The following is a 26,210-nucleotide window of genomic DNA, read 5'->3' on the forward strand; positions in this document are numbered from 1 at the left end:
AAACCTGCGAATAAATAAAAAAATTCGCCTTGGAAAATAGACGTCATATATAAAAGGTTAGAAATCATCCGTATTTATTACTTTAACGACTAAAACGTCGAATAACGGAGGAAAAACTCTCGCTACGTATTTTTGTCACTTCATTTGGCCATAGTGGATTGACCGGAATGTAATAGTTTTCGTTTTTAGCGGCGATGATCAACTCCTTAAATTCATCTATATTTTTTATCACGCAAATATCATTCAATTTTCCTAGTGGCTTTGGTAGCACGAAGGTCGCGGGGAAATTTGCCGCTATGTCGCTTGCCGGGCTGCCTGCGTCAGTGCTGTGATGGACAACCGGTTCACCCTCGCCCACCATAGCTTTATTTATAAGTGGTATCATTGCGCGGATTCGCGGTGAGACATTGCCAATATTGCTGTCTTCCCGCTCATAAAATTTAGCGGGATCAAGATATTCCGCCTGAAAATATTTATTAACTACCTCGCTATGACGACGACGCTTATAAACATCCATGTTTCGTTTGAATACATCGTGGGAAACCTCTTTGATTAGGAGATTATCTTTAGCCCCGTACTCTTGTAAGTGTGGTGCAATCATCAATAAATCGTAATCAGCGGTCAGCGGTTTTTTATTTTCACCGGGCGGTGCCAGCACCTCAATGGTCTCTCCATGATGTTGAACTAAATATAAATCCGCATGTTCTTTTACTGGTATCAGCTCAAATTTATACAGTTTTCCACTGGGGGTTCGGGCATCCAGCGCAATGGGGAAACCATTAGCATCTATCTGAATATCAACCATATTTCTCTTCATCAAGATATCTAACCTTGCTGCAGTTATTTCCAGCGGTACTTTTTGCGCGTGGCCTTCGTCAATGCAGGCTTGAATTTGTTGATTAAATAACGCAATTTTATCTGGCTTATCTACCAGTTTGCTCAGCTCCTGCTTAACGCAGATAAATGCAGCCTGAGGGCCCCAGTTAGCACTTTTTCCCTTAATATGAAAACCCTTGGTTGGGTATCCATTTTTGATCAGGTCTGTTGCCATAACATCCACGGGCCTGATACCTATCAGACAATTATTTTCTTGAGCAAATACCTGTAATTTAATTAGATGCTCAGGCACTATACCTATGCAGCCTTGATCACAAAGCGTTTTTATTTCTTCTAGTCTGGGTATATCAAATTTAGATATTGAAGATGCAGATGCATTTCCTCCTGAAATAAGAGCTTCTGACTTAGGCAACGACCAGTTTTGGGGTGCTTTATAAGTATTGTTTACAAGCATTAGTTTTCCCATCGGTTTCTATCGTTATTAATAGTGCCTATTCTCTCTTTTATTTGTATTTTATTTTTATGTTTTTCGCTCATTTATGCTTATGATAATAATGTGTTTAATTTTATTATTCTTACAGCGTTTTTAAATTAATTGTGAAAAATGTAATTTACATTACTTTTGCGGTGGTTATCTGTTGTTGGTGATTAATTTTATTTTGATATATTTATTATCTTAAGTTAAGCGTTGTGTAATTTGGTAAGTGAATGAATAAAAGCGAATAGGCATGTTTTTAGTATTGCTCTTGATTTATACCGTGCTATTTCCGTTGTTTTTACATGTGACGATATGTGTTTTACTGAAAAATTTTATGAATAATGAAGTGATCGTTATCACATTTTATTATCTATCCGACTTTATGGTTAAAACTGTAGGTTTGTTATATTTAAACATAAACACAACCATTTATTAACATTGAGTGAGGCATAGCGATAAAATATTATGATAGTAAAAAACTTTGGCCTGACGGCTTTGATTTTCATTAAATTTATTCTTATTCCTTACCTCATGGCTCTCTTCCGCTGCTTTCCTGTCTATTTTATTTGGTTATAAACGTTTTTTAAGTGAAATTTAATTCCCCTCACCTTTTCAGATAAATAAAACTAATTTCTCTCTTAATGTCGACTCCGTTGCATTTCTTGAAATAAACCACTGTTCATTAGATATCAACCGCTTCTTTTTGCTATTTCCGTCACATTAATCCAGTTTTTCGTGCCGTAGCATCCAGCCCTATTATATATATTATTCTTTGAATTATTATTGATCAGGGCTATAAACATGAAAATTTACAATGACTTAAAAATGACGATTAACGACGTGATTAGCGCGCAAAAAAGATTAAAGGGGCATATCTATAAAACCGGTCTGGCGAGATCAAATTACCTTAGCGAGCGTTGCCATGGTGAGATTTACCTCAAATTTGAAAACATGCAGCGTACCGGTTCATTTAAGATTCGCGGGGCATTTAATAAACTCAGTTCACTTACTGAAGAAGAAAAAAAACAGGGTGTCGTTGCCTGTTCCGCAGGGAACCATGCACAAGGCGTTTCTTTATCTTGCGCCATGTTAGGCATTAACAGCAAAGTTGTTATGCCAAATTGTGCGCCGAAATCAAAAATTGCGGCGACCAGTGAATATTCTGCTCAGGTGATACTGCACGGAGAGAACTTCAATGACACCATCGCCAAAGCCAGTGAAATTATTGAATTGGAGAATAGAATTTTCATTCATCCCTTTGATGATGAAAAGGTGATTGCCGGCCAAGGGACCATTGGTTTGGAAATACTCGAAGATCTTTACGATGTCGATAATGTGATTGTTCCTATTGGCGGTGGTGGTTTGATTGCCGGTATTGCTTTGGCGATCAAATCAGTCAACCCGACTATTAATATTATCGGCGTACAATCGGAAAACGTTCATGGCATGGCGGCCTCTTATTATAACGGTAGTATTACCAATCATCGTAAAACCTCAACATTGGCCGATGGCTGCGATGTCGCGCGCCCAGGTAATGCAACCTTTGAAATAGTCAAAGCGCTGGTTAATGACATTGTCTTGGTCAGCGAAGATGAAATAAGAAGAAGTATGATCGACCTTATTCAACGTAACAAAATCATAACCGAAGGTGCAGGGGCATTAGCATCAGCGGCATTACTGAGCGGAAAGTTAAAAGACTATATCACCGGCAAAAAGACCGTCAGCATTATATCAGGCGGCAACATTGATTTATCACGAGTATCACAAATTACGGGGTTAAGCAGTATTTCGTAAAATATCTTAATAAGGAATTTATTAATGGATATCGATAATGCTATATCAACACCAGTCAAAACAAAAACGTGGCGTAAGTCAGATACAACCTGGACTTTAGGATTATTTGGCACCGCGATAGGCGCAGGCGTTCTATTTTTCCCTATTCGTGCAGGTATTGGCGGGCTTATTCCAATATTAATCATGTTGCTTTTGGCTTATCCAATCGCTTTTCTTTGCCACCGCTCATTGGCTCGCTTGTGTTTGTCAGGAAAAAATTGTTCAGGGGATATTACTGAAACGGTTGAAGAGCACTTCGGTAAAACCGGCGGCGTCGTTATTACCTTCCTTTACTTTTTTGCTATCTGCCCACTTCTGTGGATTTACGGCGTTACTATTACCAACACCTTTATGACCTTTTGGGAAAATCAGCTTCAGTTGGTTCCGCTAAACCGAGGTTTGGTGGCGTTAGGATTACTGCTATTAATGTCCGCAGTGATTTACTTTGGCAAAGATCTCATGGTTAAGGTTATGAGTTTCCTGGTATTTCCATTTATTGCCTGCCTGGTACTTATTTCAGTTTCGTTGATTCCTTACTGGAATACCTCGGTTATTGAGCAGGTGGGTGTCAATGATATTTCTCTGTTCGGACATGACGGAATACTGGTAACGGTGTGGCTGGGTATTTCCATCATGGTGTTTTCCTTTAACTTCTCACCGATCGTTTCTTCTTTTGTTGTATCAAAACGTGAAGAATATGAGCCGGAATTCGGTCGTAGTTTTACTGAGAAAAAATGTTCTCAGATTATTAGCAGAGCCAGCATGTTAATGGTCGCGGTTGTTATGTTCTTTGCTTTTAGCTGCTTATTTGCGCTATCGCCTCAGAATATGGCAGAGGCCAAGGTACAGAATATTCCCGTACTGTCCTATCTCGCTAACCATTTTTCCGCCATGGCAGGAGGCCAGTCAGCTTTCTCCGTTACGCTGGAGTATGCCGCTTCGTTGATTGCGCTGGTTGCCATTTTTAAATCTTTCTTTGGGCATTATCTCGGCACGCTAGAAGGCCTAAATGGTTTGATTGTTAAATTTGGTTATCAGGGTGATAAAACCAAAGTTTCCAGCGGTAGGTTAAATCTGATCAGCATGGTTTTCATTATGGGATCGACCTGGATAGTGGCATATATCAATCCCAATATCCTCGATTTGATTGAAGCCATGGGGGCACCAATTATCGCCTCATTGCTGTGTCTGCTGCCGATGTATGCCATCCATAAACTGCCAGCGCTGGCTCGATTCAGAGGTCGCCCAGAAAACTACTTTGTCACTCTCGTCGGTCTACTGACCATTCTTAATATCGTCTACAAATTAGTTTAAGTATGGCGCTAAAAGCCCTCAACTTGCCCTCAATAATACATGGGCGGAGTAATGACATGACTTTAAACCCTACGGTTCTGGTTATTAACAGCGGTTCATCATCGATTAAATTTTCAGTCCTGAACCTGAGTAATTGTGAAGCCATCACGTCAGGAATTGCAGACGGTATTGGTTCCGAAGCCTCTTTTTTAAGAATTGATAAAAACGCCAAGATTCAACTGGGTAAAGGCAATTATGCTGATGCGTTGACAGCTATTTCCGATGAGTTAGCAAAGTGCGGACTGGATAAATCTATTGTCTTAATCGGCCATCGTGTTGCCCATGGCGGTGAAATATTCAGTGAATCAGTGTTAATTAACGATCGCGTCGTTGATGAGATAAAAAAAGTTTCACCACTGGCTCCTCTACATAACTACGCAAATTTGCATGGTATTGAGGCTGCACGTCAGCTATTTCCAGGCATCAGGCAGGTGGCCGTTTTTGATACAGGTTTTCACCAAACGTTGAAACCGGAGGCATATATTTACGCGCTGCCTTACCGTTATTTTCGCGAGCAAGGTGTCCGACGCTACGGTTTTCACGGCACGTCTTATCGCTATGTGGCGAGTAAAGCCGTTGATATTCTCGGATTTGATAAGCAGGACTATGGTCTGATTATTGCGCACCTCGGCAATGGTGCATCTATTTGCGCCATTCAAGATGGTAAAAGCGTAGATACATCAATGGGAATGACGCCGTTGGAAGGTTTAGTTATGGGAACCCGTAGCGGTGATGTGGACTTCGGGGCACTAGCTTATCTGGCGCATCGAACCGGACAAAATATGGCGGATTTGGATCATGTATTAAACAAGGAATCCGGGCTTTTGGGCATTTCTGGCTTATCCGGCGACATGCGGGTTTTAGAGAAAGCCTATCGTGAAGGGCATGCGGGGGCACATTTAGCGATAAACGTTTTTGTACATCGGCTTGCCAAACATATCGGCGGACACGCCAGTTCGCTGCGGCGGTTTGATGCTTTAATCCTGACTGGCGGCATGGGTGAAAATTCGGCGTTGATCCGTCAGCTAACATTGGAGCATCTGGCCGTTTTTGGTTTTGAGACCGATTCAGCGAAGAATGCTCAATTACAGTGCGGTGCTACTCAGGTTATTACCACTAAGGCGTCGAAAGTCATCGCCGCTGTGATTCCGACTAATGAAGAGAAAATGATTGCGCTTGATGCTATCCGTCTTGGTTATGTACAAAGAGAGGTAGAAACCGTAGAGGCAGCTTGTTAAACGCGTGAGAGACAATTTTCTGCTGGTTTATATCTGAATTTAGGGGCGATTTAGCGTTCAGACAGGTAAAACACGGCGGAGATACCGCGCTTGGGCTTTTCCTCCAACGTTCCGTCATTTCCACTGACCCTCCTTATTTCTGGAGGGTTTTTTTGTTTTATAGCTCTGAGGCGTCAACAGCCGTATTGCAGAGTTTACCAGCGATGTGCTTATCACTGTTTTCTGGTCGATGAAGTTTGTATTTATAACGAGAGTCAGTTAAAAACAGTAGCTCATTTGGATTGATAGACAGGCTTGCTATTCAGGCTACCGAACTTTATTGTCACTTATTGATAACCACTTTTATTTTTTAAATATAGCAGCTAATAACATTTTTTATTTATTGAAAATATTGAGTGTATTACCGGTAGTAATGCTGTGGGAAGAAAGAGTAAATGCGGTATTTAAGGCTGCCTGATAAACCGCTAACATAATTATTTATTCGATTTATAATACGAAGTAGAGAGTTTTCGCTTCATGACAATATATTGGTTTTTCTTTTAATCAACAGGGAATCTCATGTCTTGATATGACCTATGCCAAAAAATTTTTTTATTAAAAGTTTTCCTGACATTTTTTATTGGGTATAAGTCAATATTCATCTGGGAATCAAAGTCTCGGACGTTATTGCTGTGGCTGGATACTCTAAATCTTATTTTGACTTGAAGGCCAAAGCGAAATAGGCATGAGCTTATCCAAATATAGACGGTGGAAAAGACTTATTTTATCCGCGGATAAACGGGTAGAGACAAATCTGAGAGTGAGTGAAATCAGCCAGGATATGGCGTTCCCTAGTCAGAGTACTTTCTGCCAGGATTTTAAAAGTTATTTCAATATGTCGCCAACTCAATACCGTTCAGAAAAGAATGGGCTTTATCAATGGCATTAATGGTTTCATAGATGCAAATATATAGACTACATATTGCTGTTACAGTATCTGTATTTCCAGATAGTAGAGTTCTTAATTCTGCTGAATTAAAAACCAATATCTATTGGGTCACTCTGAAGTAGGTTCAGTGTCGATAGAGTAATTGGCGGACTCGGACAACGCCGCTAGGCGGCTTTGAACGTCGCTTGCGACGGCCCCGCAGGGGTGAGAGCCTTTGGCTCGAATAATCGAACGTGTTCGATGAAGAGTCCAGATGCCAGAAAGCAAAAAACCAGCCGTAGGCTGGTTTCTCTAAATATGGTGCCCGGACTCGGAATCGAACCAAGGACACGGGGATTTTCAATCCCCTGCTCTACCGACTGAGCTATCCGGGCAACGGGGCGTATTAAACTCGATTACCGTTGGCTCGTCAATGTAAATCCTTCCACTTCTTGATTGCCTGCCTAATGTTTCAGCGTTTTAGCTGGTTTTGATGCATTATCGCTCATTGTTGGGCGCTGAGCGACATAGTGCCGCGAGTTTCTCAAAATCTCAGGGACGACACGTTGCCCATTACGATGTTGATAAGCTCATTATTAAATTGATTATAAAGAGCTTGGCTGATTGGTTCTGGGTAGCTCAATACCACCAGTTCGTGATCGTCAAGATCCGGATGATAGCGGGGGTGGCGGTGCTCGAAGCTGTTTTCTACGAAGCCGAGTCCTTGATAGAAGCGCAGGCGCTTACGGGCGATTTCAGTCGTCAGTGGGTCGATCTCCAGAATAATCACCGGATGCTGTCGTATAAATTGCTCAAGTATGCGTTTGCCGTATCCCTGCGAGCGTTGCTGGCTACTGACAGCCAGATGTTCAATATAGGTATAACCGTTAAACGCCCATGAACCAATCATTCCTACAAATAGTTCGCCGTCGAACCAGGCAAGTAACGAATAATTATCGTTGTTTAACGCGCTGGTTTTAGCTTTAGGAGTGCGTTTTTCATGGCGGGGGAAGGCGCTTTCATACAGTTTGTCTACTTCGACAAAGTAAGGTGCATCAGTATGTGTAATTCGACGGCTGGTTAACATTCCGGTTTTTTCCACAGCGAGAATGAGTCATATAAACGAAATAAGCCCCGCTTGAACACGGTCAATGCGGGGCCTATCTGTTTGGTTCAATGGGAAAACTTAATCTATCAGGTGAGCAATGTCATCATGATCGACAGAAGGCGGCGCCTGGCGCAGGCCTTTGGTCAGATAAACCAGATAGATAAACCCAATGACCAACCATATCAATCCTACCTTCAGTGCGTCTGGCTCCAGATTGACCCAAAGCCACACCGACATCACAAACCCCATCATCGGGAGCAGGCCATACTTAATCATGGCGCTGGTGCCGCGGCGTTTCTCATTGATCAGGAAGTGTTTGACCACGCTGAGATTCACGAAGGTAAATGCGCCGAGTGCGCCGAAGCTAATCATTGATACCACCATGCTCAAATCGAGGAACAGTGCGGAGAGCGAGATAATCGCGACAAAAATGATGGCTCGATAAGGCGTGTGGAAACGTGTGTGAAGATGGAAAAAGATTTTGCGTGGCAGCACGCCTTCACGACCCATGGCGTAAAAGATGCGTGAAACCCCGGTCTGAGCCGTCATGGCAGAGGCATATACGCCGGTCAGATAGGTCGCCATAAAGAAGGTGTACATCCACTTGCCGCCTACTTTTTCCGATATCACCAAACTGGCGGTATCTTGTACCGGAATCAGCGCTTTCCAGTCTGGGTAGATAAGGTGAGCGGCATAAGAAACGGCCATAAATATAGTACCGGCTGCGATAACGGTAATCAGAATAGCGCGTGGCAGCGTGCGTTTGGCGTCATGCGCTTCCTCCGCCATGGTCGCTATGGCATCAAAACCGAGGAAGGCTAGACAAAGCACCGCCGCGCCGGATAACAGACCGGAAAAGTCAGATGAGCCCACCAACAGCGGCTTTAAAAGTGCTTCCGGGCTGAGATCGGCCTGGCTGAACGATAGTGCCAAAAACAGAACGATAAAGACCATTTGCGCCGAAATCAGCGAGAAATTAACCGACGTTAGCAAGCGAACGCCGAGGATATTCAGCAAGCTGACGCTGACGATCGAACCCAGGACAAAGACTGCCGCAGGAATAGCCGGGAATGCTTCGTGTAAAAATATACCTAAAACTAAATAGTTAAGGATCGGCAGGAACAGATAATCCAATATTTGCGCCCAACCCACCAGAAAACCGGTTTTACCGCCAAAACAGCGCTGTACGTAAGAATAGGCAGAGCCAGCCAGCGGGAGCGCGCTGGTCATACGACAATAGCTGAGAGCAGTAAATAAAATGGTGATGATCGTGATGAGATAAGCGATAGGTAAGTGGCCATGACTGAGAACCGTCACCTGACCGTAAGTGGTGAATACGCCCAGCGGAACCATATAAGCAAGGCCGAAGGCGACCAAGGCTGGCGTTTTAAGAACTCTGCGTAACTGAATATTTTGTGGCATTACCCTATCATCTCCTGGTATCAACGGATACCGTCGTTCTGGTGTTCAAATATAAAAAGGGAGCGGATTTTGACACAGGGGGTACGGGTTGGAAAGCTCAGCGTGAGTACGGAGAGTAATAATAGCCAAGGCCGCGGTTTTTTTCGGGTAAATACGATGAATTTTAATTAGCGCAGGAGGGCGATAACGCGATTATTTCTTTCTAATTATTGGGAATATATAAAATTAATCAATGTTAATAATAGATATCCTAAAGTGGTGTTTTTGGTTAACTTGACCGGCATTTATATTCTGCTATTGAAATACAAAGTGATAATGTTCAATAAAGGGTGGTAATGGCCTAAAATAAAAAGGCAGCGCCGCAGCACTGCCCCTTTTTTATAAGGTTAGATTAACTTTGGTAAACGATTTTCCCACCGATCAGCGTTTTTTCGATTTTGGTCTGATAAATGGTTTCCGCCGGTTGTTCAAACAGATTATTTTTCAAAATAATTGCATCGGCAAATTTACCGACTTCCAATGAGCCAATGTATTGTTCTTTGGCAATCATATAGGCAGCGTCAATAGTTGCCGCTCGCAGCACTTCGATTAACGTCAAATCGCGGTCGTTATCTAAACGCGGGCCAGCCGGGTTTCCTTCACTATCCCACGCGCGACGAGTCATTCCCACCTGAAGGTTATACCACTCATCCAGACGATCAATCGGCCAGTCGCTGCCATAAGCCAGACGCGCGCCCGCATCGAGGAAACGGGCGGTCGGTTCCATATGCTGGAAACGCGCTTCTCCCAGCATTTCCCGCTCTTCGTCGATCAACACTCCCGGCAAACCACACCATTGGAATGACAGCACCGCCGTCGCTTTCAGTTTGGCAAAACGTTCGTATTGATGGGCTGCAACCAATTCGTTGTGTGCCAGGCCCGGACGAATATCCTTCTCAGGATAAGCTTCACGCATCTTCTCAACGGCGTTGAGTACCATTTCAATGGCACCGTCGCCGACGGTATGGGTATGAGGATGCATACCGGCGCGAGCACATTCCACCATCAGGGCGTCCACCACCGGAGCCGTAAAGTACAGGTCACCGTAACGTTCGGTTGGCTGCCAGTCTGGTTGCTCGGCTGTTCCGCGATTTTCACGATAGGGTTCCAGCAGCGAGGCCGTCATTGTCGGCGGCTGGAGTACGCCATCGATAAATAATTTAACGTGATCAACGGCCAAACCTGGTTCTGGCGTCCAGTTTTTATCACCCCATTGGCGACCAAATTCGACAATTTCATCAACGGCTCGTCCGGCATCCTGCGGCCCTTTCAGGCTGTCGGGAGTGACTTCTTTTGCACCCAGCAGTCGCAGCGTGAGTTCGCCACGATCGCGCAGTGCGCCGAATGCGGATAATTGTTCGGCAAATACGCGGGTATCCATCACCGTTGTCACGCCCTGAGCATTTAAAACCTGTTGCACATAGGCGGCGGTATTCACGTTTTGCTCAGGCGAGCCGGAAGGAATGCTGTCGAAAGCGCGCATTGCGGGCGCATCTTCCAGAATTCCGGTCAGTTTTCCCTGCTCATCGCGGGCAATTTTGCCATCGGACGGCGTTGGGGTATTTTCATCAATGCCCAACAGTTCCAGTGCGCGGCTGTTGGCGGCCAAGGTGTGGCAGTCGTTGGAAAACAGCACCACCGGACGGCGAGTCTTTAAGGTGTCCAACGCAGCACGGCTCATATCTGCACCGACAGGAATCATGGCCTGACGCTGCCACGCCCGCACGGGTAGCCAGTCGGTATCCCCCTGACTTGGATCGGCATCCAAATGTTGTTGGATGAACGCCAGCGTCTGTTCAACGGTCAGCGCCGCATAGTTCAGGTGGCAGCCGCGTAGCTGCTTGCCGCCCCAAAACGGGTGCATATGGCTGTCAATCAGTCCTGGCATCATCAGCTTGCCTTGCAGATCAATTAGCTGAGTTTCTGGAGTAGCGAGGCGTAGTACCTCGTCATCGCTGCCAGTTGCCAGGATATAACCCTGCCCGATAGCGATAGCGCTACAGATCGTATTATCTCGATCCGCAGTATAAACAGCGCCGTGGTAATAAATCACTTCGGCAACAGAGGTTTGTTGGGCCATTTCTGAATTCTCTATGAGTCTTACTGAAAATAAAGGGCCACTATAATGCGGGTTGAGCGCGATAGATGCAAAGCCGCTGGCCCTGAACTTAACTCAGCGCGCCGTTTTTGCGGCACTGGGCGACGGCCAGAACGTCTTCCGCCAGACGTTTTGCCACTTCCACATCCTGCGGTCGACGTTTGATTAATAGCTTGCTCAGGCAGCCTTCCAGAATTAACTCCATTTGCTGTGCCACCATTTCAACGTCGTCGGCATCCATTTCATGCAGTAATTCTTCGGTATATTGCAGAGAGGCCTGTTTCTGTTGTTCCGCCAATTGATGGATGGGATGGTCGGTTTCTGGGAAGAAGCTACAGGCGGCGATAAACAGGCAGCCGGGATAACGCTGTTGCTGAACCTGTTCATTCAGCGTTTGGTAGCGAGCCAGCAGTTTTTGCTGTGGCGTCAGGCTTTCGTCGAGCTGTAGCTGCCGACGCCAAGTGTCGATTTGCTGGCCGTGGTAGCGCAGGCAATCGTATAGCAACGCTTCCCTATCTGGCCAAAAACGTTGAAGGTCGCTGACGGGCAAGGATAATTTTTCTGCCAGCATTTCCAGACTGGTCGTTGCGAGGCCTCGTTGCTCTAACAGGCTGAGGGCGTTGCTCAAAACGTCTTCTCGTTGCACGTTGCTTCTCCTTCCACATCGGTGTTTTGCTAGTGTGGATTACCGCTGGCTATTCTGCAAATGATGCAAAAAAGCTTCGGCATCCATATAACCGGTGACCCGCGACGGCGTCATTTCATTTCCCTGTTCGTCGAAAAACAGGATAGTTGGCAATCCCAGCACTTTGAGCGCTTTCAGCATTGCGGCGTGTTCCGCATTATTGGCTGTCACATCGGCCTGTAGCAGCACCGTGTTGGCTAATTGAGACTGCACCTTAGGATCGCTAAAGGTGTATTTTTCAAACTCTTTACAGGCTACACACCAATCGGCGTACAAGTCCAACATCACCGGTTTACCTTTCGCCTTTGCCAGCGCTTCCTGTAATTCCGGTAGGTTATTAATCTGCTGGAAGTTGAGATGGCTAATCGTCGTTTGCTGCGTAGCGCTGTGACCAAAAGCCCAATCCTGCAATGGTCGGGCTGCAATCAGTAATCCTGCCAGCAGCAGAAGTTGCAGCGCCCGAACCCAGCCTTGATGCGTTTTTAAGCTGATAATAAAGGCCCAACCGAAGAAGGCCACCGCCAGCAGGCTCCACAGGCGAATGCCCCAAATATCGCCGATAATGCGTTCCAGTAGGAAGACTGGCAGTGCCAGAATCACAAAGCCGAACGCTTCTTTCACGTATTGCATCCACGGCCCACTGCGCGGTAGCAGGCGGTTGCCAAATAGCGTGACCGCAATCAGTGGAATCCCCATCCCCAGCGCGTACAGGTAAAGCGTACCGCCGCCAGCCAGCATGTTTCCGCTTTGAGCGATATACAACAAAATGGCGCTGAGAGGCGCAGTGGTGCAGGGGGAGCAAATTAATCCGGCTAGCGCTCCCATGGCAAAGACGCCGAACAGGGAACCGCCGCGTTGATGGTTGCTCCACTCGACTAAACGGGTTTGCAGGGAAGCCGGTAATTGCAGGGAATACAGGCCGAACATCGATAACGCCAGCAGTACAAACAGCGCCGACAGCCCAATCAGCACGTAAGGATGCTGTAACGCCGCCTGAAACTGTAGCCCGGCAGCGGCCACCACTAATCCTAATAAGGTATAAGTCAGCGCCATTCCCTGGACGTAAACCATAGCTAAAACAAATATTCGTCCTTGGCTATGGGGTTTTTCTCTTCCAAGAATAATGGCTGAAATCAACGGATACATTGGCAAAACGCACGGCGTAAAAGCGATGCCGATGCCAATCAACAGTGCCCAGAGTGGAGAGAAAGGCAATGAGGCCGGTTCAGATTCGGTTTGTGCCGGCGGCGTAACAGGCGTTTCCGCTGCGGTGTGCGGTGTGGCGACAATGGCGCTCAGCGGTACAATTCGGGTTTCCGGCGGATAACAGAATCCCGCATCCGCGCAGCCTTGATAGGTCACGCTGACGCTGGCTCCTTTCTCTGCCCGAATCATCGGGATCTGTAAATCCAGCCGCTGTTTGAAAATCGCGACTTCGCCATAGAACTCGTCTCTATGAGCAAGGCCTGCGGGAATGTTCACCGCGCCAAGAGTCGCCTGTTGCGGAACAATCTTGATCTGCTGGCGATACAAATAATAGCCGGGGTGAATTTGCCAGCTTAAATCGAGCTGCTCGCCCTGTTGTCTAAAATCAAAGGCAAATGCCTGATCGACCGGCAAAAAGCGGCTCTGACCGTTTTGGCTAAAAAGAGATGCCTGAGCACTTTGAGGTGCCAGTAGCGCGCTGCATAGCAGCAGTATCAGTGTAAAGAAGCGTTGAGCCATGACAGGTAATCTTTATCTCCATCCCGAACCGGCAAGACCAACAATTCTGGCGTCTGGTAAGGGTGATGTTGTTTGATAAAACTCAGTAATGCCTGCTGATGGGTGCTATTGCTTTTGAATAGCATTTGTACTTCGTATTCCTGCTGCAAACGTCCTTCCCAGTAATAAAGAGACGTTGCGCCGGGCAGCAGCGTAGCGCAGGCCGCCAGTTGTTCCCCCAGAACTCGCCCTGCAAGATCTTGAGCACTGGCTTCATCGGGTGCGGTGCACAGTACGACAATCACATCAGAATCAGACATTCTAACCTCGCTAGGAAAAGCTGACAGTCATGCACTATACCCCGAAGGAGGGGCGGGTCTGAAGATGATTTATCCAATATGGAGATTAATGCAGCGGGATAAGAGGGGATTGATGAGGGCGCACGGGGCGCCCTCGGGGAGAACTAGAGAACCAGACCGCCCATCACGAAGCCGAATACAACGGCTAGCGCGACCCCGATGGTGCCGGGAATAAAGAACGGATGGTTAAAGACGAAGCGACCGATGCGGGTGGTGCCGGTATCGTCCATTTGAACCGCCGCAACCAGCGTTGGGTAGGTTGGTAAAATGAACAGGCCGGAAACCGCTGCGAAAGAAGCAATCGCCGCCAGTGGAGAAACGTTCAGCGCCATCGCCATTGGCATCAGTGCCTTGGCAGTCGCAGCTTGAGAGTACAGCAGCGCAGAGCAGAAGAAGAAAATCACTGCCAGCAACCATGAATGAGCCTGAATCAGGCCACCCGCCGTTTCTTTAATCCATACCAGATTGTGCTGTACAAAGGTATCGCCCAGCCATGCCACGCCCAGAATACAGATACAGGCGCTCATACCGGCTTTAAACGTGCTGGAGTTGAGAATGGCATCTGTATCCACGGAGCAGACCAGCGTGGTCAGCGTCGCGACGCTCAGCATGATAATCAGAATCGCGTTGGTGGTGTTCATCAGCGGCGTTTCTACCAGACCGACGCTTGGGCTGTTGATAATGGCATAAGCCACCACGCACATAACGCCCAGCAGGAACAGTAATACCGAGGTTTTGGCCCGAGGCTTGATCACTTTGACCTGATCGCCGCGCAGCGTGACCAAACCTTCTTCGAGGCGTTTCAGATAAACAGGGTCATCGGACAGTTTGGAGTTAAAGCACCATGACACGATCAGCGACATTAAGAATACGGCGCACAGCGTGGAGGGAATAACGATCATCAGTAGATGTAAATAGCTGACTCCGTGGCCTTCCATTACCGAGGACATATAGACCACGGCGGCAGAAATCGGAGATGCTGTAATGGCGATTTGCGCTGAAACCACGGCCGTAGACAGCGGACGGCAAGGCTTTATGCCTTGCTCCTTCGCCACTTCAGCAATCACTGGTAATGCGGAAAGAGAGATGTTCCCTGTACCGGCAAAAATGGTCAAAAAATAGGTGACCAGAGGCGCCAGAATAGTGATGTGTTTTGGGTTTTTACGCAGCAACTTCTCAGTTTGCTGTACCAGATAATCCATGCCGCCTGCGACCTGCATTGCAGAGATAGCGGCAATTACAGCCATAATGATTGAAATAACGTCAAAGGGAATACTGCCGGGTTTTACACCAATAATGGCTAAAACCAATACGCCAATGCCCCCTGCAAACCCTATCCCGATACCGCCCAGCCTGGCCCCTAAAAAAATGGCCAGCAGAACAATGACTAATTCTACGGCTATCATAGTGTTTACTCCTTGAATGAAATGAAAATAAAAAGTTATAAAGTTGTGTTTGTCAGAAAGTAAAAAGGCACGCTGTCCAGGGGAGCTAGCGTGCCTTTAAGGGCTACCGGATGGTTATTTTATTGTTCGTTTTCATCGGTATAGCGTTTTGCTTTGTAGGCTGGGTGCATCAGGTTCTCAACAGAGAAGATATCATCCAGCTCGGCTTCAGTTAGCAGGCCGCGTTCAAGAACGACTTCCCGCACATTTTTACCGGTTTCCGCACAGATCTTCCCAACGATGTCACCATTATGGTGGCCAATGAAAGGGTTCAGATAAGTTACGATACCGATGGAATTAAATACGTAGCTTTCGCAAACTTCTTTATTTGCCGTAATGCCATTAATGCATTTCTCCAGCAAATTGTAGCAAGCGTTAGTCAGGATGTGGATAGATTCGAACATCGCTTGACCAATCACCGGCTCCATAACGTTCAACTGGAGCTGACCCGCTTCGGCCGCCATAGTAACGCAAGTGTCGTTTCCAATCACCTTAAAGCAAACCTGATTCACAACTTCAGGAATAACCGGATTCACTTTGGCTGGCATGATAGAAGAACCCGCCTGCAATTCTGGCAGGTTGATTTCATTCAAACCGGTACGTGGGCCGGAAGACAACAAGCGCAGGTCGTTACAGATTTTTGACATCTTAACAGCCAGGCGTTTCAGCGCGCTGTGCACCATTACGTAAGCGCCGCAGTCAGAAGTCGCTTCAATCAAATCTTCGGCTGGAACTACCGGCAGATTACTGATTTCAGCCAATTTCTTCACGGCCAGTTCGGAATAACCTTCAGGAGTGTTCAGTGCGGTACCGATAGCGGTCGCGCCCAGATTCACTTCCAGCAGGAGTTCGGCGGTGCGTTGCAGGTTTTTGGTTTCTTCGTTTAGTAATACCTGGAATGCGCGGAATTCCTGACCCAGAGTCATGGGTACAGCATCCTGTAATTGGGTACGACCCATTTTCAGAATGGTTTCGAATTCTTTGGATTTTTTACCGAAGCCTTCACCCAACTGATTGATGGCATCGATCAATTTCATGATAGATGCGTAAACCGCGATGCGAAAACCGGTAGGGTAGGCATCGTTGGTAGACTGGCACTTATTCAGATGGTCGTTAGGGTTCAGGTACTGATATTCACCCTTTTGATGCCCCATCAGTTCCAGACCAATGTTGGCCAGAACTTCGTTGGTATTCATATTTAATGAAGTACCTGCACCGCCCTGGAATACATCGACCGGGAATTGGTCCATGCATTTGCCTTTATCCAGAACTTCGTCACACGCCCGAATGATGACGTCAGCAATTTTGTGCGGGATGGTATGTAATTCTTTGTTAGCCATCGCGGCGGCTTTTTTTACCATCACCATACCGCGGACAAATTCAGGCACGTCACTGATTTTGCTATTGCTGATGTAGAAGTTTTCAATCGCACGCAGGGTATGAACACCGTAGTAAGCCTCTGCGGGGACTTCTCGTGTACCTAACAGGTCTTCTTCGATACGAATGTTATTTGACATGAGAACCTTCTCTATTGTGCTGTCTAATTATTTGCTTGTTGAATAATTTATGTCGCCGTGGGCAACAAGTGCGGAAGGATTAACCGTTCAACTTATTGCTGCCACGATCATATGCTGCTTATAGATAAATGCCTTGAACTCAGATCACTATATGGTGGTAATTAATCAACAGGATTTGATATCTGTGATTGTTCTCACAGTTAGATAAAACCTTAATAAAAGAGAGTGGACTGCTTGAAAAATGTCATGGGCACCACCACGTTAGTGTAGTAGGCATAATGCGCCGCGGCGGCGTTGCCCCCATTCTCATGATTTTCGTCTGAAGTGCCCTGATTCGGCCCTCGACGGAAGCTAGATGAGCTGAATAAGGAGAATACGGTGCGTTGGTTACCGTTCATGCTGATATTTTTATTGGCTTACATAGAAATATCGATATTTATCAAGGTGGCAGCCGCTTTAGGCGTGTTGGTTACTTTACTGCTGGTGATTTTTACCTCCTGCGTGGGCGTGTCTCTGGTGCGCAATCAGGGGGTGAAAACTTTTATGCAAATGCAGCAAAAGCTGGCTGCGGGTGAAAGCCCTGCTGCAGAAATGGTGAAAAGTGTATCGCTGGTACTGGCTGGCTTCTTGCTGTTGATACCGGGCTTCTTTACCGATTTCCTCGGTTTATTATTGCTGTTGCCGCCAATTCAAAAGTCCCTGACTTTGAAACTGATGCCGCATTTGAATATTTATCGTTCAAGGAGCACCGGCCCGACGGCGGACGGGAATACCTTTGACGGCGAATTTCAGCGTAAGGATGATGGCCGCTTCCACGTGGAACACCGTGACGAAGAAAGCGATCGTTCTCGCGATGACCGTTTCAAAGACGATAAATAAGCGCAACGAAATTTTATAATGCTATGTTTTTTAAAAATAAAATCACATGGTGAATATGACCGTGGTCGCAGTGGGGCTGAGTTAGCTTAGTTTGCCCTTTTAAGACAAAAAAATTAAAAATTTTTTGTCTTATCCCTTGAAGGGATGGGTAAACGTCCCCACTTAGAAACCCACGGTACTGGTTATGAAGGCAGACCGGTATCAATCCTAAATCTGATACGGACCTTCTCAAAGGAGAGCTATCAATGAAAATTCGTCCATTGCATGATCGCGTTATCGTCAAGCGCAAAGAAGTTGAGTCTAAATCTGCTGGCGGCATCGTTCTGACGGGCTCTGCGGCGGGTAAATCTACCCGTGGTGAAGTTCTGGCCGTCGGCAATGGTCGCATCCTGGATAACGGCGAAATCAAGCCACTGGATGTGAAAGTAGGTGACGTGGTTATTTTCAACGATGGCTACGGCGTGAAGTCAGAGAAGATCGACAACGATGAAGTGTTGATCATGTCCGAAAGTGACATTCTGGCAATTGTTGAAGCGTAATCGCGCTCTCACTATCTTCTGAACTGAACGAGTTTAAAGGAAAATACCAATGGCAGCTAAAGACGTAAAATTCGGTAACGACGCACGCATTAAAATGCTTCGCGGCGTAAACATCCTTGCTGACGCAGTTAAAGTCACCCTGGGCCCTAAAGGTCGTAACGTCGTTCTGGACAAATCTTTCGGTTCACCAACTATTACTAAAGACGGCGTTTCTGTAGCGCGTGAAATCGAGCTGGAAGACAAGTTCGAGAACATGGGTGCTCAGATGGTAAAAGAAGTTGCCTCTAAAGCGAACGACGCTGCGGGTGACGGTACTACCACTGCAACCGTACTGGCTCAATCCATCATCACTGAAGGCCTGAAAGCTGTTGCTGCTGGCATGAACCCGATGGATCTGAAGCGCGGTATCGACAAAGCGGTTATCGCTGCGGTTGAAGAACTGAAAAAACTGTCTGTACCTTGCTCTGACTCTAAAGCTATCGCTCAGGTAGGTACTATTTCTGCAAACTCCGACGAAACCGTGGGTAAACTGATTGCAGAAGCGATGGAAAAAGTCGGTAAAGAAGGCGTTATCACCGTTGAAGAAGGCTCAGGCCTGCAAGACGAGCTGGACGTTGTAGAAGGTATGCAGTTCGACCGTGGCTATTTGTCTCCTTATTTCATCAATAAACCAGAAACAGGTTCTATTGAACTTGAAAGCCCATTTATCCTGCTGGCTGACAAGAAAATCTCTAACATCCGTGAAATGCTGCCAGTTCTGGAAGCCGTTGCTAAAGCCGGTAAACCACTGCTGATCATCGCTGAAGATGTTGAAGGCGAAGCGCTGGCAACATTGGTAGTTAACACCATGCGTGGCATCGTGAAAGTGGCTGCGGTTAAAGCACCTGGCTTCGGCGACCGTCGTAAAGCTATGCTGCAAGACATCGCGACTCTGACTTCAGGTACCGTTATTTCTGAAGAGATCGGTCTGGAACTGGAAAAAACCACTCTGGAAGATCTGGGTCAGGCAAAACGCGTTGTGATCAACAAAGACACCACCATCATCATCGACGGTGTAGGTGACGAAGCTGCGATCCAGGGCCGTGTTGCTCAGATCCGTGCTCAGATCGAAGAAGCAACTTCTGAATACGACAAAGAAAAACTGCAAGAACGCGTGGCTAAACTGGCTGGCGGCGTTGCGGTTATCAAAGTTGGCGCAGCAACCGAAGTTGAAATGAAAGAGAAGAAAGCTCGCGTTGAAGATGCTCTGCACGCAACTCGTGCTGCGGTAGAAGAAGGCGTAGTCGCGGGTGGTGGTGTTGCACTGATTCGTGCAGCTCACGCTATCTCTGGCCTGAAAGGCGACAACGAAGATCAGAACGTGGGTATCAAAGTTGCGCTGCGCGCAATGGAATCTCCACTGCGTCAGATCGTGGTTAACGCCGGTGAAGAAGCTTCTGTTATCGCGAACAACGTGAAAGCAGGCGAAGGCAGCTACGGTTATAACGCTTACTCAGAAGAGTACGGCGATATGATCGCAATGGGTATCCTGGATCCAACCAAAGTTACCCGTTCAGCTCTGCAATACGCAGCTTCTATCGCTGGCCTGATGATCACCACCGAGTGCATGATCACCGACCTGCCACGCGACGATAAAGGCGCTGACATGGGCGCTGGTGGCATGGGTGGCATGGGCGGTATGGGCGGCATGATGTAATGCCCCACACCCTATAGCTTCATTGATTGCGAATAAGCTATAAACCTAAAGCGAGCGGGGAAACCTGCTCGCTTTTTTCTTTTCTCCCTCTCTGCTCCGGCGCTATCACGGTCAACCTTGCCATAATCAACAATCCCGCACCTTTCCTTCACCTGTTGCCAAATTGATGAAATTCGTATTTCTCCGTAGATATAAGCTGGTTACCGGATTTTAGGCTTATACATTTATTTAATGAATTTAAAATGTGGTTTAATTCAGTCGTGTGATGCCCACTGGGATTTTTTTAGCCACAGCGCAGAGTTAGCGTGTAAACTGTAAGCTATTATTGCCCAGATAAATGTGGCAACGGATGCCTAAGCGGCGACTTTGCTTTCTGGTAAACTTTGGCGTGATTCTCAATATCTGATGGGGAAAAAAATGCGGATTAAAGTATTACTTGGTCTTTCAGCGGCAATGTTGCTGGCTGGCTGTAGCTCTACCACCCAGTTAACTGCGGCTGGCGAGCAGGTTAAGTTCTCTGATACTAAGCCTGGTAGCGAATGCCAGTTAGTTGGCGAAGTCAGCGGCAGCCAAAGCAACTGGTTATCCGGCCAGGGCGGTGAAAGCAGTTCTATGCGCGGTGCAGCCAACGATCTGCGTAACAAAGCGGCAGCGATGGGCGGCAACGTGATTTTTGGTGCAACCAGCCCGAGCGAGACCTTCTTGTCCAGCTTCGCTCCGTTAGACAGCAAGATGGTTGGTCAGGTTTATAAGTGCCCATAACCTTTGCTTGCCAGAGTTTAAGCGAAAAGAAATAAATCATCAGGAGATGCCAAGGTATCTCCTGATTTATTTTGCAGGCTAGCTTTGCGTCAAGCGTAAATCCAAAGGTGTTTTACTCGGCTCCCCGCCAATTTCCCGCGCCAGCCTTGGCACTAAATAACCAGAAACCCGACTAAGTAGCCCTTTCATTAGCAATCTTGCTTCATCATCATCCACCATAAAATGCGCAGCGCCCTGCACTTTATCCAGCACATGGATGTAATACGGCAGAATTCCTGCGTCAAACAGCGCATTACTTAACGCTGCCAGCACGTCGGCATCGTCATTTACATCCCGTAGTAATACACTTTGATTCAGTAGAGTTACGCCGGCCTGTTTGAGGCGCGTCATGCTGTCACGCAGCGGTTGGTCGATTTCATTCGGATGATTGATATGCGTCACCATCAGCACCTGTAAGCGAGAATCTGCAAACCGCTGACATAGGGTAGAGGTAATGCGCGCAGGAATAACAACCGGCAGACGAGTGTGAATGCGCAGGCGTTTCAGGTGCGGAATGGCCTCTAACTGGGTGATCAGCCAATCCAGTTCGTGATCTTTGGCCATCAGCGGATCGCCGCCGGAGAAAATAATCTCATCCAGTTCAGGGTGGAGAGCAATATAGTCCAAAGCTTGCTGCCAGTTGGCCTTGTTGCCTTGATTGTCCTGATAAGGGAAATGACGGCGGAAACAGTAACGACAGTTAACGGCGCAGCCGCCTTTTACCAGCAGCAGTGCGCGATTGCGGTATTTGTGTAGCAAGCCTGGAACAACGCTGCGTTGCTCATCCAGCGGGTCGGTAGTAAAACCGGGAGCGGTGACGAACTCTTCGCGTGCGGTAAGGACTTGTAGCAATAAAGGATCTTTTGCATCGCCGCTGCGCATCCGTGCAACAAAGCCGCGGGGCACGCGCAGCGGAAACAGGCGACGGGCGTCCCTACCTTGCTGTAGCTCGGCATGATCATTTAGCGCTAAAAGTCGGAGTAATTCATCAGGATCGGTAATTACATCGGCGAGTTGCTGCAACCAATCTTCTCTAATTGGCATGTTTCGGGTTACAATGTTTGCCATTTTTTGGGCTTAACACCAGTTTCAATATTCAGAGGGCCATTATGGCGACTTATTCTAGCAACGATTTCCGTCCCGGTCTTAAAATCATGTTCGAAGGCGAACCTTACGCCGTTGAATCAAGTGAGTTCGTGAAGCCAGGTAAAGGCCAGGCTTTTGCGCGTGTGAAAATGCGCCGCCTTCTGACTGGCAAACAGTTGGAAAAAACCTTTAAATCTACCGACTCTCTGGAAGGCGCAGACGTCATGGATATGAACCTGACTTACCTGTACAACGACGGTGAGTTCTGGCATTTCATGAATAACGAAACTTTCGAACAGCTGGCAGCAGATGTTAAAGCCGTAGGCGAAAACGCCAAATGGCTGATCGATCAGGCTGAATGTATCGTTACCCTGTGGAACGGTCAGCCTATCGTTGTGACTCCACCAAACTTTGTAGAGCTGGAAATCACTGATACCGATCCAGGTCTGAAAGGTGACACTGCCGGTACCGGCGGCAAGCCGGCAACCCTGAGCACCGGCGCAGTGGTTAAAGTGCCATTGTTCGTACAGGTTGGTGAAGTTATTAAAGTTGACACCCGCTCTGGCGAATATGTTTCTCGTGTTAAGTAATTAGTGCCTGAAATAGTTATGATTTATTAACTGATCCAGATAACTCTGGCAGTTAATAAATAAAGAACCCCAATAATTGAGTTATATTCGAATATTGGGGTTCTTTATCTTTCCCACTTCAAAACCAATCCGGGAACCGATCTGTATTTTCCACTGTGTATTTGTTTCTCTGGTTGTTGATAACATTAACCAATTATATCGACATCTATTACTTGATAGAACGCATTATTCGTATCTGCAATATCCCATACACCAAGGATGATGTTGTAACCAGTGCGGTTGTTAGGTAATACACATTGATGAGTAACGGATTTATCAGGAATACTTCCATAATCATTATATTGACAAAATGGTATTAAATTAAATGATGCACGAGAGAGTGGTGCTGATCTATTCCAATTTGGTTTGGTCATAAAATAACGCCAGCGAGTTGTACTATGTTCTACCGTAATATTCCAAGTGAATGTAATGGGGCCAGAGTAAATGCTTGACTTAGACCAACGGGTGGGCGTTTGAATATCCAGCGGTGTAAACATACCGACTCCTGCACTCGCGATAGCTCCATCAGTGGGACCATGTTCTGGGAAGTTTTTTATACCCTCCACACTTTGCGGTTCATATTGTACAGAACCACATTGAGTATTATTGCCTAATTGACATAGATAGGCTCGACTAGCTGGATATTGAATATATCCATGGGCTTGGGCAAATGAAGAAAATTGACTGAATATCATGAAAATAGAAAATAATATGAATGCTATAGTTTTGTTATCTTTCATAATTCATTCCTTTTTTATGTGTAATACTCCAATTTTTCTCTATGGTATATTCTTCATCTATTGCTGGCAGGACGTTAACTCTTTATTTTCTTCATGTAACAATCACTGATACCTATGGTTTTCGCAACGACTTAATATGAGTGATGTATTTCATAAAATAATTAAATATCTATAAATATTAATTCCAGTGATTTTTTTTTGATGGGGGGGTTATTGATGACATGATTTTTATGAACTGCTCATCCGTTAAGCTAAAGTGATGTGGAAAATAATAATGGTTTTTCTTTATATTCAGATAGATCTGGCCTGATTTGATAACACCGCTAGCACCGAATAAATCTATCCATATCACGTATCCACTAAAATCAGCGGCAACAGATCAGGTTGCTGCCGCCAATTTGAGTTATTGACCTTGATTTGTTGATAGATCCAGATAAAGAGAAAGCCGATTGCTCGCACCTAATTTGAGGCGAATATTACGCTTGTGGGTATAAACTGTTTTAATATGAATATCTAATGTGTTTGCTATTCTTTTATCAACCCAGCCTTCCAGCCAGTAATTTAATATCGACTCCTCTCTATCACTAAATAATGCCGGAGCGGGTTGTAATGGTTGCTCAGAGTAATTTCCCATCGGATTGCATAATGCAGCACTTACTAATTGTTCCAATTGACTGATGTTATGTTTTTTGGTGATGACTTTCCACGCTCCACGATCTAGAAGATATTGGCTGAGCCAAGGCAAAGGGGAGTGCAGATAAACCAGTAACTTGCTGGAGATACAGGTAGCCAAAAGTGACTCTAAAATTTTAAGGTTATGTGTTTCAAAGACGTAAGAATAAAGATCGGCGATAACCAATTGAGGTTGCCACAGTTTAATTTGTGCATTGGCGACCACCAGATTGCTGGTTTGCGCCAGTGCAACTTTAGATGCCAAATGCATGCGCGAGTTTATTAACCATTCAACACCAACTCGGCTAAAGCGGCATGGATCAATCAAAACGACTTTCTTCATTTCAATCCCCTACAAATCCATATGAAGGACGTTCAACCGCATCTGTCCCGAAGTTTAGAGATAGAGAATTTCCACCGTCGCAGTCGCAGAAAATGGCCCGACTTTAATCTCGCCGAGAGGAACCAGCTCAGCGCTGAGTAACACTTCGTGCTGTGTATCTAACGCGGTGAAATCCGCTAAAAAGAACGGTTTGGCCAATGGAATCTGACTATTGGTTGCCAGATCGGTTAGTTTGATACCAAAGCCACTGTCTGCGCTGGGTAGCAGATAGTCGCCATAAGCATTGGGAGTCGTGATATAGCCGTTGATTTTAATCGGTGTTTTACAGCCGCTTTTATCCAGAACCAGTGAAAAAAACTGTTTCGGTACCGCCGGTGAAAAACCGGAGGGAGTCTTCTGCACCGTGCCGAAATCGACGACGCCGGGGGAAGGTGTGATGGCTACATCCACGGTACAATCGGTTGCGGTTATGAGACTTAAATCGGTAATAACATAGGTAAAGTTGGCGCGAGCGTTATTTAGGCCGTATTTGCCGTCCAGTTGGTACAGGGCATAGGTGCTATCCGGCGTTGGTGAGAACGGATCCAGCCCACGTTTGCGGATAATCGGCTGAAAGGTGACGGCAAAGGTGACATCAGGACACTGTGCCAGCGGAATTCCTGCTTTACAGGCCGGTATCACGCTACCGGTATTGATTCCAGCACCGTTGCCACCGCCCTGCGGCCACTGGTCAGTGCCGTTAAAACGCATCCCGAATTCAATTCCCCAGTTCAATGGATTGGTGTTTCTCGGATTGACGTAGAAGTAAATGTTCTCCATTTCGCGAATATTGTTATCGCGATAACAGCGAGCGGAAATACTCCGGGTGGGGCCGCGCCAAATCACGCTGTAATCGGGGAGAGTGGTGGGCACTTTGACCGTTGAGCCGATACTTTCGGTCAGGATTAAACCGCTGCCATCGGTGCGAACGCAGGCCAAGGCCCAAACTGCGGGTGACAGAAAGGCCAAAGCCATGCCCAGGCATAAAAGAGAGGCTAAACGTCGCATTATGACCTCTGCTTATCGTTACTGGAGCATTCAGAAGCTGAACAATCGTAGGCGGTATCCTGCTGGCCACCATAATCATTCATATGAGATATATAAATCCGGCCGTTAACAGGATGGTTTGTGGGTACTACGATGCTTTCTCCCGGCGATAACATTTTTGGTTCAAATACCAGCGGGGACTTTCCGGCTCCTATGGCGATGGCCACCAAGGTGACATGCAGCGGCGTCGTATTTTTAATGGTTAGCTGCTTACCTTGGGTGGTGATGGCCAGTTTGGCGGCATTATTTTCCCCACGCGGAGGAATAACGGCGGTAGGCCGGTAAAATAATTTGATTTTAGAATGCAGGGCAATTTGCAATGCGTTCGGTTTATCAGTTTTCGGCGGTATTTCGCGAATATTTAAATAAAAAACTGATTCTCGATCTTTAGGGATCGCGTTATCCGGTAGGAGAGTGACACGAACGACGTTGCGATCGCCGGGTTCCACTCGTTGTAGCGGAGGTAATGCTAGAAAAGGCGAAGCGATCTTTTTCCCTTCGCTATCTTCGATCCAAGACTGCGCCACATAAGGCAAGGTGCTTTTATTGGTCAACGTGATGCTAATAGACTGCGCGCCTTCCTGATAAATGATCCGTGTGCGATCCAATACCAGAGCCGCCTGAGCGGAGCTGAGTCCACCGCATAACAGCAGCGTCAGAATGGTGATGAAATAGCGATGTAATGTTCTCTTCATATTCAATTCCTAAGCGTCATT

General features: G+C 46.5%; 23 protein-coding genes and 1 tRNA gene. 9 read left to right on the forward strand and 15 right to left on the reverse strand.

Annotated features, from left to right (window positions below; translation table 11 throughout):
- Positions 1 to 82 precede the first annotated feature (82 nt).
- Positions 83 to 1,291 carry an anthrax toxin-like adenylyl cyclase domain-containing protein gene (locus tag ACQ4OC_RS10965; protein WP_084414380.1) on the reverse strand — a complete coding sequence of 403 codons (1,209 nt, stop codon included), beginning with the start codon at positions 1,289 to 1,291 and terminating at the stop codon, positions 83 to 85.
- A gap of 825 nt (positions 1,292 to 2,116) precedes the next feature.
- Here ACQ4OC_RS10965 and tdcB point away from each other — a divergent pair.
- The 4 genes from tdcB to ACQ4OC_RS10985 all read left to right on the forward strand — a co-directional run bounded on the left by tdcB (position 2,117) and on the right by ACQ4OC_RS10985 (position 6,667).
- Positions 2,117 to 3,109 (forward strand): bifunctional threonine ammonia-lyase/L-serine ammonia-lyase TdcB, encoded by a 993-nt coding sequence (gene tdcB, locus ACQ4OC_RS10970; protein WP_064514723.1) that lies wholly within the window; start codon positions 2,117 to 2,119, stop codon positions 3,107 to 3,109.
- A gap of 24 nt (positions 3,110 to 3,133) precedes the next feature.
- Positions 3,134 to 4,462 carry a threonine/serine transporter TdcC gene (tdcC, locus tag ACQ4OC_RS10975; RefSeq protein ID WP_064514720.1) on the forward strand — a complete coding sequence of 443 codons (1,329 nt, stop codon included), beginning with the start codon at positions 3,134 to 3,136 and terminating at the stop codon, positions 4,460 to 4,462.
- Between the two features lie 56 nt (positions 4,463 to 4,518).
- On the forward strand, positions 4,519 to 5,739 hold the full coding sequence (gene tdcD / locus ACQ4OC_RS10980; RefSeq protein WP_430971186.1) for a propionate kinase: 1,221 nt from the start codon (positions 4,519 to 4,521) through the stop codon (positions 5,737 to 5,739).
- Positions 5,740 to 6,463: 724 nt separating this feature from the next.
- Positions 6,464 to 6,667: a helix-turn-helix domain-containing protein gene (locus tag ACQ4OC_RS10985; protein WP_071889804.1), complete on the forward strand. Its 204-nt coding sequence runs from the start codon at positions 6,464 to 6,466 to the stop codon at positions 6,665 to 6,667.
- A gap of 298 nt (positions 6,668 to 6,965) precedes the next feature.
- Here ACQ4OC_RS10985 and ACQ4OC_RS10990 read toward each other — a convergent pair.
- The 9 genes from ACQ4OC_RS10990 to aspA all read right to left on the reverse strand — a co-directional run bounded on the left by ACQ4OC_RS10990 (position 6,966) and on the right by aspA (position 17,023).
- Positions 6,966 to 7,041: transfer RNA gene (locus tag ACQ4OC_RS10990), tRNA-Phe, on the reverse strand.
- A 149-nt stretch (positions 7,042 to 7,190) separates the two neighbouring features.
- Positions 7,191 to 7,733, reverse strand: coding sequence for a GNAT family N-acetyltransferase (locus ACQ4OC_RS10995; protein WP_430971171.1), 543 nt, complete (start codon positions 7,731 to 7,733; stop codon positions 7,191 to 7,193).
- Between the two features lie 99 nt (positions 7,734 to 7,832).
- Complete coding sequence (locus tag ACQ4OC_RS11000; protein ID WP_430971172.1) at positions 7,833 to 9,176, reverse strand: APC family permease; 1,344 nt, start codon at positions 9,174 to 9,176, stop codon at positions 7,833 to 7,835.
- Between the two features lie 391 nt (positions 9,177 to 9,567).
- Positions 9,568 to 11,295 (reverse strand): amidohydrolase, encoded by a 1,728-nt coding sequence (locus tag ACQ4OC_RS11005; protein ID WP_120806870.1) that lies wholly within the window; start codon positions 11,293 to 11,295, stop codon positions 9,568 to 9,570.
- 88 nt (positions 11,296 to 11,383) lie between these two features.
- On the reverse strand, positions 11,384 to 11,959 hold the full coding sequence (locus ACQ4OC_RS11010; RefSeq protein ID WP_064514710.1) for a transcriptional regulator: 576 nt from the start codon (positions 11,957 to 11,959) through the stop codon (positions 11,384 to 11,386).
- Positions 11,960 to 11,998: 39 nt separating this feature from the next.
- A complete protein-coding gene (locus ACQ4OC_RS11015; RefSeq protein ID WP_064514708.1) occupies positions 11,999 to 13,723 on the reverse strand; it encodes a protein-disulfide reductase DsbD in 1,725 nt (574 codons plus the stop codon).
- On the reverse strand, positions 13,699 to 14,022 hold the full coding sequence (gene cutA, locus ACQ4OC_RS11020) for a divalent cation tolerance protein CutA (RefSeq protein WP_064514707.1): 324 nt from the start codon (positions 14,020 to 14,022) through the stop codon (positions 13,699 to 13,701). The genes ACQ4OC_RS11015 and cutA overlap by 25 nt, the downstream gene beginning before the upstream one ends.
- Positions 14,023 to 14,165: 143 nt before the next feature.
- Positions 14,166 to 15,467: an anaerobic C4-dicarboxylate transporter gene (locus ACQ4OC_RS11025; RefSeq protein ID WP_064514705.1), complete on the reverse strand. Its 1,302-nt coding sequence runs from the start codon at positions 15,465 to 15,467 to the stop codon at positions 14,166 to 14,168.
- Positions 15,468 to 15,586: 119 nt separating this feature from the next.
- Complete coding sequence (gene aspA / locus ACQ4OC_RS11030) at positions 15,587 to 17,023, reverse strand: aspartate ammonia-lyase (protein ID WP_064514703.1); 1,437 nt, start codon at positions 17,021 to 17,023, stop codon at positions 15,587 to 15,589.
- Between the two features lie 378 nt (positions 17,024 to 17,401).
- Between aspA and ACQ4OC_RS11035 the strand changes: the two genes are divergently transcribed.
- The 4 genes from ACQ4OC_RS11035 to ACQ4OC_RS11050 all read left to right on the forward strand — a co-directional run bounded on the left by ACQ4OC_RS11035 (position 17,402) and on the right by ACQ4OC_RS11050 (position 20,899).
- Positions 17,402 to 17,902: an FxsA family protein gene (locus ACQ4OC_RS11035; RefSeq protein WP_064514701.1), complete on the forward strand. Its 501-nt coding sequence runs from the start codon at positions 17,402 to 17,404 to the stop codon at positions 17,900 to 17,902.
- 245 nt (positions 17,903 to 18,147) lie between these two features.
- Positions 18,148 to 18,441: a co-chaperone GroES gene (locus tag ACQ4OC_RS11040; RefSeq protein ID WP_004722430.1), complete on the forward strand. Its 294-nt coding sequence runs from the start codon at positions 18,148 to 18,150 to the stop codon at positions 18,439 to 18,441.
- 49 nt (positions 18,442 to 18,490) lie between these two features.
- Positions 18,491 to 20,137: a chaperonin GroEL gene (groL, locus tag ACQ4OC_RS11045; protein WP_120806868.1), complete on the forward strand. Its 1,647-nt coding sequence runs from the start codon at positions 18,491 to 18,493 to the stop codon at positions 20,135 to 20,137.
- A 417-nt stretch (positions 20,138 to 20,554) separates the two neighbouring features.
- Complete coding sequence (locus tag ACQ4OC_RS11050) at positions 20,555 to 20,899, forward strand: DUF4156 domain-containing protein (protein WP_049599206.1); 345 nt, start codon at positions 20,555 to 20,557, stop codon at positions 20,897 to 20,899.
- A gap of 78 nt (positions 20,900 to 20,977) precedes the next feature.
- Here ACQ4OC_RS11050 and epmB read toward each other — a convergent pair whose 3' ends face one another.
- Positions 20,978 to 22,006, reverse strand: a complete 1,029-nt coding sequence (epmB, locus tag ACQ4OC_RS11055; protein ID WP_064514696.1) for an EF-P beta-lysylation protein EpmB — start codon at positions 22,004 to 22,006, stop codon at positions 20,978 to 20,980.
- 41 nt (positions 22,007 to 22,047) lie between these two features.
- On the opposite strand from epmB, the gene efp reads away from it, so the two are divergent.
- Complete coding sequence (efp, locus tag ACQ4OC_RS11060) at positions 22,048 to 22,614, forward strand: elongation factor P (protein ID WP_064514694.1); 567 nt, start codon at positions 22,048 to 22,050, stop codon at positions 22,612 to 22,614.
- Positions 22,615 to 22,799: 185 nt separating this feature from the next.
- Here efp and ACQ4OC_RS11065 read toward each other — a convergent pair whose 3' ends face one another.
- The 4 genes from ACQ4OC_RS11065 to ACQ4OC_RS11080 form a co-directional block, all read right to left on the reverse strand.
- Positions 22,800 to 23,393: a lytic polysaccharide monooxygenase gene (locus ACQ4OC_RS11065; protein ID WP_064514692.1), complete on the reverse strand. Its 594-nt coding sequence runs from the start codon at positions 23,391 to 23,393 to the stop codon at positions 22,800 to 22,802.
- Between the two features lie 403 nt (positions 23,394 to 23,796).
- Complete coding sequence (locus tag ACQ4OC_RS11070) at positions 23,797 to 24,408, reverse strand: LuxR C-terminal-related transcriptional regulator (RefSeq protein ID WP_064514690.1); 612 nt, start codon at positions 24,406 to 24,408, stop codon at positions 23,797 to 23,799.
- Positions 24,409 to 24,462: 54 nt separating this feature from the next.
- Positions 24,463 to 25,455: a fimbrial protein gene (locus tag ACQ4OC_RS11075; RefSeq protein WP_430971173.1), complete on the reverse strand. Its 993-nt coding sequence runs from the start codon at positions 25,453 to 25,455 to the stop codon at positions 24,463 to 24,465.
- The gene (locus tag ACQ4OC_RS11080) at positions 25,455 to 26,189 is read right to left on the reverse strand and encodes a fimbrial biogenesis chaperone (protein ID WP_064514687.1); all 735 of its coding nucleotides are present in this window, start codon (positions 26,187 to 26,189) and stop codon (positions 25,455 to 25,457) included. Before ACQ4OC_RS11080 ends, ACQ4OC_RS11075 begins: the two co-directional genes overlap by 1 nt.
- Positions 26,190 to 26,210: the final 21 nt, after the last annotated feature.

It is taken from the genome of Yersinia sp. J1, from assembly GCF_050586585.1.
GTDB lineage: Bacteria > Pseudomonadota > Gammaproteobacteria > Enterobacterales > Enterobacteriaceae > Yersinia > Yersinia entomophaga.